This is a genomic window from Methylobacterium sp. A52T (assembly GCF_053346095.1).
On the sequence record NZ_JBKFBI010000024.1, the window covers coordinates 44,099 to 51,197 of the forward strand.

Below are 7,099 nucleotides of genomic sequence, written 5' to 3' on the forward strand. Positions count from 1 at the left end.
CCTACTCCTCCGGCGGACGCGGCCGGCCGAAATCCGGGGCCGCGGTCTCCTGGCCCTGCGCCACGATGCTGCGCCGGATCGCCCGGGTGCGGGTGAACATCGCGTGGAGCGCGTCGCCGTCGCCCCAGCGCACCGCCTTGGCGAGCGCCGACAGGTCCTCGTTGAACCGGCCGAGCATCTCCAGCACCGCCTCGCGGTTGTTGAGGAAGATGTCCCGCCACATGGTCGGGTCCGACGCCGCGATGCGGGTGAAGTCGCGGAACCCGCTCGCCGAGAACTTGATCACCTCGGACTGCGTCGCCGCCTCGAGGTCGGCCGCGGTGCCCACGATGTTGTAGGCGATCAGGTGCGGCAGGTGGCTGGTGATGGCGAGCACGTGGTCGTGGTGCTCGGCGCTCATCGTCTCGACGTCGGCGCCCATCCCCGCCCACAGGGCGCGGACAGTCTCGATCGCCGCCGGGTCGGTGCCCTCGGGCGGGGTCAGGATGCACCAGCGGCCCTGGAACAGGGTCGCGAAGCCCGCGTCCGGCCCCGAGAACTCGGTCCCAGCGATCGGGTGCCCGGGGACCAGCGCGACGCCCTCGGGCAGGTGCGGCCGGACCGCCGCCACCACGGCGCCCTTCACCGAGCCGACATCCGACACGATCGCGCCGGGCTTGAGATGCGGCGCCATCTCGGCCGCCGCCGCCCCGATCGCGCCCACCGGCACGCACAGGATGACGAGGTCGGTGTCGGCGGCGCCCTCCGCCGGGTCGCCCGTGACGACGTCGGCGATGCCGAGGTCGCGCACCCGGGCGCGCACGGCCGCGTCGCGGTCCACCGCCACGATGGTCCGGGCGAGGCCGTAGCGGCGCGCCGCCCGGGCGATCGAGGAGCCGATCAGCCCGAGGCCGACGATGGCGAGGCGGCCGATGGCGGGCGCCTCGGCCCTGGACGTCTCAGCCATGCCGGCCCCGCACGAAGTCGCCGAGCGCGGCCAGGAAGGCTTCGTTCGCCTCGGCGCCCGCCACCGTCACCCGCAGGGCGTTGGGCAGGCCGTAGGCGGTGACCCGCCGGGTGATGAGGCCGCGCTCGGTCAGGAACGCGTCCGCGTCCTCCGCCGAGCGGCCCGGCGCGTCGGGGAAGTGGATCAGCAGGAAGTTCGCGACGCTCGGCGTGACCTCCAGGCCGAGCGCGCGGGCGCCCTCGGTGAGCTTCGGCAGCCACTCGGCATTGTGGGCGGCGGCGGCGGCCATGTGGGCCTCGTCGGCGATGGCGGCCGAGCCCGCGGCGATCGCCGGGCCCGAGACGTTGAACGGGCCCCGGATCCGGTTGACCGCGTCCGCCACGTGCGCCGGCGCGACCATCCAGCCGATCCGCACGGCGGCCAGCCCGTGGATCTTCGAGAAGGTGCGGGTCATCACGACGTTCTCGGCCTCGAGGGCCAGCTCGAGCCCGGCCGAGTAGTCGTTCGCGCGGACGTACTCGGCGTAGGCGCCGTCGATCACCAGCAGCACGTGCGGCGGCAGGCCGGCGTGGAGCCGGCGGATCTCGTCGAAGGGCAGGTAGGTGCCGGTCGGGTTGTTGGGGTTCGTGACGTAGACGATCCGGGTCCGGTCGGTGACCCGGGCCAGGATCGCGTCGACGTCGACGGTGAGGTCGCGCTCGGGCGCGACCACGGGCTCGCCGCCCGAGGCCAGGATGGCGATCCGGTAGACGAGGAATCCGTGCTCCGAGTAGATCCCCTCGGTGCCCGGCCCGCCATACGCGTAGGCCAGCAGCGACAGGAGCTCGTCCGAGCCCGCGCCGCAGACGATCCGCTCGGGGTCGAGCCCGTAGCGCCGGGCGATGGCGGTGCGCAGGACGGTCGCGCGCCCGTCCGGGTAGGTCTCGAGCTTGGCGGTCGCCGCGTGGAGGGCGGCCAGCGCCGCCGGGCTCGGGCCGAGGGGCGTCTCGTTGGAGGACAGCTTGTAGACCTTGCCGCCGCCGGGCCGCCCGCTCTTGCCGGGCACGTAGGTGTCGATCGCCAGGACGCCGGGACGCGGTTCCGGACGGGCGGGTCGGGGGGCGGACATTGCGGTGCGACTCGGGATGCGCGGGGTTCGGTCGGTTCCGCGTCCGTCTACAGCATTTCCTCGGCCGGTGAACCCGGGGCCGCGCCCTGAGGGGCCGACCCGACAAGACTCGACCCGGACAGGGCGACTTGTCCGCGTGCACGGAGTCGTGGCTGTATGCCGGCGCTCCGCCGACAGGCGCCCAACACGAAGGATCCCCGCATGCCCCTCGAACGCTACCTGGACGGCGGCGCCCACATCCTCCCCGCCGACGACTCGCTGATCCGGTTCGCCATGACGAACGGCCAGCGGGTGATCGCGGTCGAGGTCCCGGTTCCCGTGCTGCGCCAGCAGTTCGGCGGCGCCGACCTCGCCCCCCTGGAGCTGTTCGCCCGCAATCAGGCGGTGATCGAGGCCGCGGCGAGCCAGGCCTACGACCGGACCGAGACCCCCAACGACCTCCTCGATCTGGGCCCGGAGGATTTCGACACCCGGCCGGCCTCGGCCAGGACCTGATCGGCTAGACTTCATCGGCAGACTTCAACCAGCGCGATCCATCCGGGGCGCCGCGGCAAATCGGCGACGCGCAAATGCCGCGGGGCACTCGCCACGTTTCGGCCTGTTGAACCGGGAGAACAGGGGCGCGTCGGGCGTGCCCCGACCCGCAACCCCTGGATGGATCGACGATGCCCGGTGACCTGATCCCCTGCAGCCTCTTCCTGATCGGGATCCTCGTTTCGGTCGCCGCGGATTGCCGCCTGCGCCGCGCCGAGGCGGCCCCGTGGGCCAACGGCTGCATCACGGCCGCCGGCGCCGCCCTGGTCTTCGCGGCCTGCGCGGCCGCCATGCTCTGAGGAACCGTCGGACATCGGACGGACTTTCCCAGCGGCAACCGGGCACGCGCCCGGCGGCGCGGCTGGCTGGGCGAGGATTCCATGGTTTCGATGCAGGCCCTGATCGGCTGCGGTCTCGTGCTCACCGGCATCCTGATCGAGAGTGCGGCGAGCCGGCACTGGCGGGCGGGCGTCCGCGCGGACCGGCTGGATGCCCGGGCCGCCCTCGCGCTCGGCCTGCCCGCCCTGGGGCTCGCCGTCATGGCCGCCCCGATCGCGTGAGCGCCGCGACCTGAGATGGCACCGCGCCGGTCCAGGGATCCGCGCCGAGCCCCGTGTCCGGGCGCACCGCCGCGCCCGGCGGTCCATCGTAGACCTCGGCCATCGCGGCGTGGTCGCGACGGAGGTGTTGAGATGAGTGCCGTGTTCAGCTTCGTCCTCGAGGGTGCCGCCGGTCTGGTCGAGCCCGCGTGGCTCCGCGCCCAGCGCGCCGTGGCCGGCGCCTCGGCCGCCCCGAGCCGCCAGGCCGCCTTCGATCCGGCCCCCGGCCATCCCGATCCGAGTGACCGGGCTTGAGTGGCCCGGCCTGAGCGCCCTGACCTGAGCGCCCTGACCTGAGCGACTGCGCGGGCCTCGCCCGGCAAGGCCCCGGCCCGCCCGCGTTGACGCTCGGCCCCCCGCGCATTACCTCGGCGGGGCTGGCCGCGTCGGGCGAGTGCGGCGCGTCAGGCGATCCCGTGCTCTCCCGGTTCGGATCCGAACCGATACACGGTCGTCAAGACCCGCCATGGACACCCAAACGGACACGGCCCTGAGGCCGGACCCGACCGACGAGCCGGCGCGGCGCGCGTCCGAGCGCTCGCAGGCGCTCGACCCGAAGAGCCCGGTGGCGCGCTTCGCCGCCGACACGCCCCTGCTCACCGACGCGGGCGTCGAGCTCGCGCCCTTCCAGATCGCCTATCAGACCGCCGGCACGCTCAACGCCGCGCGCTCGAACGCGGTCCTGATCTGCCACGCGCTGACCGGCGACCAGTACTTCGCCCACACCCACCCGGTGACCGGCAAGCCCGGCTGGTGGGAGACGCTGGTCGGCCCCGGCAAGCCGATCGACACGGACCGCTACTTCGTCGTCTGCTCGAACGTCATCGGCTCGTGCATGGGCTCCACCGGCCCGGCCTCGATCGACCCGGCGACGGGGCGGCCCTACGGGCTGAACTTCCCGCTGGTGACGATCCGCGACATGGTCCGGGCGCAGGCGATGCTGCTGGAGCATCTCGGCATCCGGGACCTGTTCCTGTGCATCGGCGGCTCGATGGGCGGGATGCAGGTGCTGCAATGGGCGGCGCTCTACCCCGAGCGCGTCTTCGCGGCGATGCCCATCGCCACCGGCGCCCGCCACTCGGCGCAGAACATCGCCTTCCACGAGGTCGGCCGTCAGGCGATCATGGCCGACCCCGCCTGGGCGGACGGGCGCTACCTCGAGGCGGGCACGCGCCCCGCCAAGGGGCTCGGCGTCGCCCGGATGGGCGCGCACATCACCTACCTGTCCGAGCCGGCGCTGCACCGGAAGTTCGGCCGGCGCTTCCAGGGCGGCACGGCGCCGACCTTCTCGTTCAACGCCGATTTCCAGATCGAGAGCTACCTGCGCCACCAGGGCCTGAGCTTCGTCGAGCGGTTCGACGCCAACGCCTACCTCTACCTGACCCGGGCGATGGACTATTTCGACCTCGCCGAGGACCACGGCGGCGTGCTCGCCAACGCCTTCCGGGGCACCAGGACCCGCTTCTGCGTGATCTCGTTCACCTCGGACTGGCTGTTCCCGACCCGCGACTCGCGGGCGATCGTGCACGCGCTCAACGCCGCCGCGGCGCCGGTGGCCTTCGTGGAGGTCGAGAGCGACAAGGGCCACGACGCGTTCCTGCTCGACGAGCCGGCGATGTTCTCCGCGGCCCGCGGCTTCATCGACGCCGCCGCCCGGGCGCGCGGGCTGTGACGCGGATGGCGAGCGGCGGGTCCGGCAAGATGACCTTCGGCAAGCTGCCCCTGGGCAAGGTCCGCCACGGCGCCCCCTGGCAGGGCGCGGACGCCCTCCCCCACGCGGCCGAGGGCGGCGGCGCCCGCGTCGACCACCTCGTCGTGCTCGGCCTCGTCCCGGCGGGCGCCCGGGTGCTCGACATCGGCTGCGGCGACGGCTCGCTGCTGGCGCTGCTGCGCGACCGCCGCGGCATCGACGGGCGCGGGATCGAGCTGTCCCGCGAGGGCGTGAACGCCTGCCTCGCCCGGGGCCTGTCGGTGATCCAGGGCGACGCCGACACCGACCTCGCCAACTACCCGGACGGGGCCTTCGACGTGGTGGTCCTGTCCCAGACCATCCAGGCGACCCGCAATCCCCGGGTGGTGCTGGAGCACCTGCTGCGCATCGGCCGGCAGGTGATCATCTCGTTCCCGAATTTCGGGCACTGGCGGGTGCGCTCCGAGCTGGCCTTCCGCGGGCGGATGCCGGTCACCGAGATCATGCCGGACGCGTGGTGGGAGACGCCCAACATCCACCACTGCACGATCCGCGACTTCGTCGGCCTCTGCCGCGTGATCGGCGCGCGGATCGAGCACGCCACGGCGCTGGACGCCCGCGGCCGGCCGATGCGGTTCTCCATGCCCTGGTGGGTCTGGAACCTGTTCGGCGCGCAGGGGGTGTTCCTGCTCCGGCGCGAGGATGCCGGGCCCTAGCGCCGCGCCCGATCAAGGCGAGGCGGTGGCGCGTCGAGCCCGTGCCGGACGAGGCGCGGGTCCCCTCTCCCGTGCGGGAGAGGGACGGGGTGAGGGATCAGCTCTGTCCGGACGAGGCACACCCCCGTCGCGCCGTGATGGCTCGCTCGACCTCGAAGCGTCTTGTCCCTCACCCCAACCCTCTCCCGCACGGGAGAGGGGGCATGGCGCGGATGTCTCGACTGGGGTCGTCGTCCTTCCCAACCGTTGCAACACGATCGGAAGCGGCTCCGGCATCGCGCCGCTGTCCGGGCCCTGAGGGTCGCCGCACGGCGTCGAGAAAATTCTGAAATAGAGCAGAAACGGAGCTTGGCTATTTCTGGTCGCGTTCCCGTGATCGGACCGTGATTACGGATTCGTCTGGCGTTCATCCCGAGACGTGCGGGTCCACGAGGGGTCGTGGACTGTGCCCGGCTGCGCGGAAGACTTGCCGCAACCGCGAATTCCAGCAGGGTCGACAGGACACGTGCGCCGCGCGATCGTTCACATTGGGATGCCCCGAACCGGCTCCACCGCGTTCCAGGAGGTGCTGGCCCGCCTGCGCCCCCGCCTCGCCGCGGCCGGGATCTGCTACCCGAACCTCGCCCCGCCGGGCGCCCCCGGCAGCGACGACGTCAACCACTACCGGCTCGGCCAGGCGCTGGACCGGCGCCGCGGCGCCGCGGAGCGCCGCGAGGCCCTCGCGCGGCTCGACGCGATCCTGGCCGCCACGCCGGCCGACACGGTCCTGCTCTCCTACGAGGATTTCTCCGTCCAGCGCCCGTTCTGGCGCGTTCCCGAGATCCTGTCCGACCTGTTCGCGCGCCGCGGCTTCGCCCTGGAGGCGGCGCTCGTGGTCAAGCCGCAGGCCGAGCAGCTGGCCTCGGCCTACGCCCTGCGGGCGCAGGTCGTCTCCGAGGGCCGCACGTTCCGCGGCTTCCTGCGCTCCGAGGGCGGGTCCCGGCGCTACGACTACGCGGACCGGCTCGAGCCCTGGCGCCGCGCCGCGGCGGGGCGCGTCACCGCCCTGCCGTACCGCGACCGGCGGTCCGACGCGCCGCTGCTGGCGCGGCTGGTCGACGGGCTCGGGCTGGGCGAGCGCCTCGCGCCGCTCCTCGGCCCGGCCGACCTCGCCTACCGCACCAACCGGAGTTCCGGGCCGGTCGCGGTCGAGGCGTCGCGCCGCCTGTACCGGCTCGGCGTGCACCGGCAGGTGACCGGGCATCGCCGGCTGCTCGGCCACGTCCTCGACGACTGGGCCTGGGCGCGGGGGCTCGACGCGGAGCGGTTCCGCGGCGACGCGCCGGAGGGGCTGGCCCGCGTCGCGGCGCGCTACGCGGCCGGGAACGCGCGCTTCGCCGCCGCCTGCTGGGGGCAGAGCTGGGACGCGGTGATCGCGGCCGCGCCCGCCGCGCCGCCGAACGAGCTCGCCGCCGGGCCGGTCGCGCCCGAGACGGAGGCCGCGGTCGAGGCGCTGGTGCGGGCGGC

9 protein-coding genes are annotated in these 7,099 nt (G+C 73.8%); 7 read left to right on the forward strand and 2 right to left on the reverse strand.

From position 1 onward, the window contains the following. Position 1 precedes the first annotated feature (1 nt). Entirely contained in the window at positions 2–946 is a 945-nt protein-coding gene (locus ACLBYE_RS08695) for a prephenate/arogenate dehydrogenase family protein (protein ID WP_447693853.1), read from the reverse strand. Further along, a complete protein-coding gene (locus tag ACLBYE_RS08700) occupies positions 939–2,054 on the reverse strand; it encodes a pyridoxal phosphate-dependent aminotransferase (RefSeq protein WP_100252017.1) in 1,116 nt (371 codons plus the stop codon). Before ACLBYE_RS08700 ends, ACLBYE_RS08695 begins: the two co-directional genes overlap by 8 nt. A 201-nt stretch (positions 2,055–2,255) precedes the next feature. Between ACLBYE_RS08700 and ACLBYE_RS08705 the strand changes: the two genes are divergently transcribed. From ACLBYE_RS08705 to ACLBYE_RS08735, 7 genes are all read left to right on the forward strand, one after another. Next, complete coding sequence (locus ACLBYE_RS08705; RefSeq protein ID WP_056523934.1) at positions 2,256–2,549, forward strand: hypothetical protein; 294 nt, start codon at positions 2,256–2,258, stop codon at positions 2,547–2,549. Positions 2,550–2,719: 170 nt separating this feature from the next. After that, the gene (locus ACLBYE_RS08710) at positions 2,720–2,887 is read left to right on the forward strand and encodes a hypothetical protein (RefSeq protein WP_173009179.1); all 168 of its coding nucleotides are present in this window, start codon (positions 2,720–2,722) and stop codon (positions 2,885–2,887) included. A 90-nt stretch (positions 2,888–2,977) separates the two neighbouring features. Further along, on the forward strand, positions 2,978–3,148 hold the full coding sequence (locus ACLBYE_RS08715) for a hypothetical protein (protein WP_447693854.1): 171 nt from the start codon (positions 2,978–2,980) through the stop codon (positions 3,146–3,148). A gap of 132 nt (positions 3,149–3,280) precedes the next feature. Beyond that, on the forward strand, positions 3,281–3,442 hold the full coding sequence (locus tag ACLBYE_RS08720) for a hypothetical protein (protein WP_447693855.1): 162 nt from the start codon (positions 3,281–3,283) through the stop codon (positions 3,440–3,442). Positions 3,443–3,653: 211 nt separating this feature from the next. Further along, positions 3,654–4,859: a homoserine O-acetyltransferase MetX gene (gene metX, locus ACLBYE_RS08725; protein ID WP_447693856.1), complete on the forward strand. Its 1,206-nt coding sequence runs from the start codon at positions 3,654–3,656 to the stop codon at positions 4,857–4,859. Positions 4,860–4,888: 29 nt separating this feature from the next. Next, complete coding sequence (metW, locus tag ACLBYE_RS08730; RefSeq protein ID WP_447693858.1) at positions 4,889–5,593, forward strand: methionine biosynthesis protein MetW; 705 nt, start codon at positions 4,889–4,891, stop codon at positions 5,591–5,593. Positions 5,594–6,125: 532 nt separating this feature from the next. Next, positions 6,126–7,099, forward strand: a 974-nt coding sequence (locus ACLBYE_RS08735; protein ID WP_447693857.1) for a hypothetical protein, incomplete at its 3' end; no start/stop codon positions are given.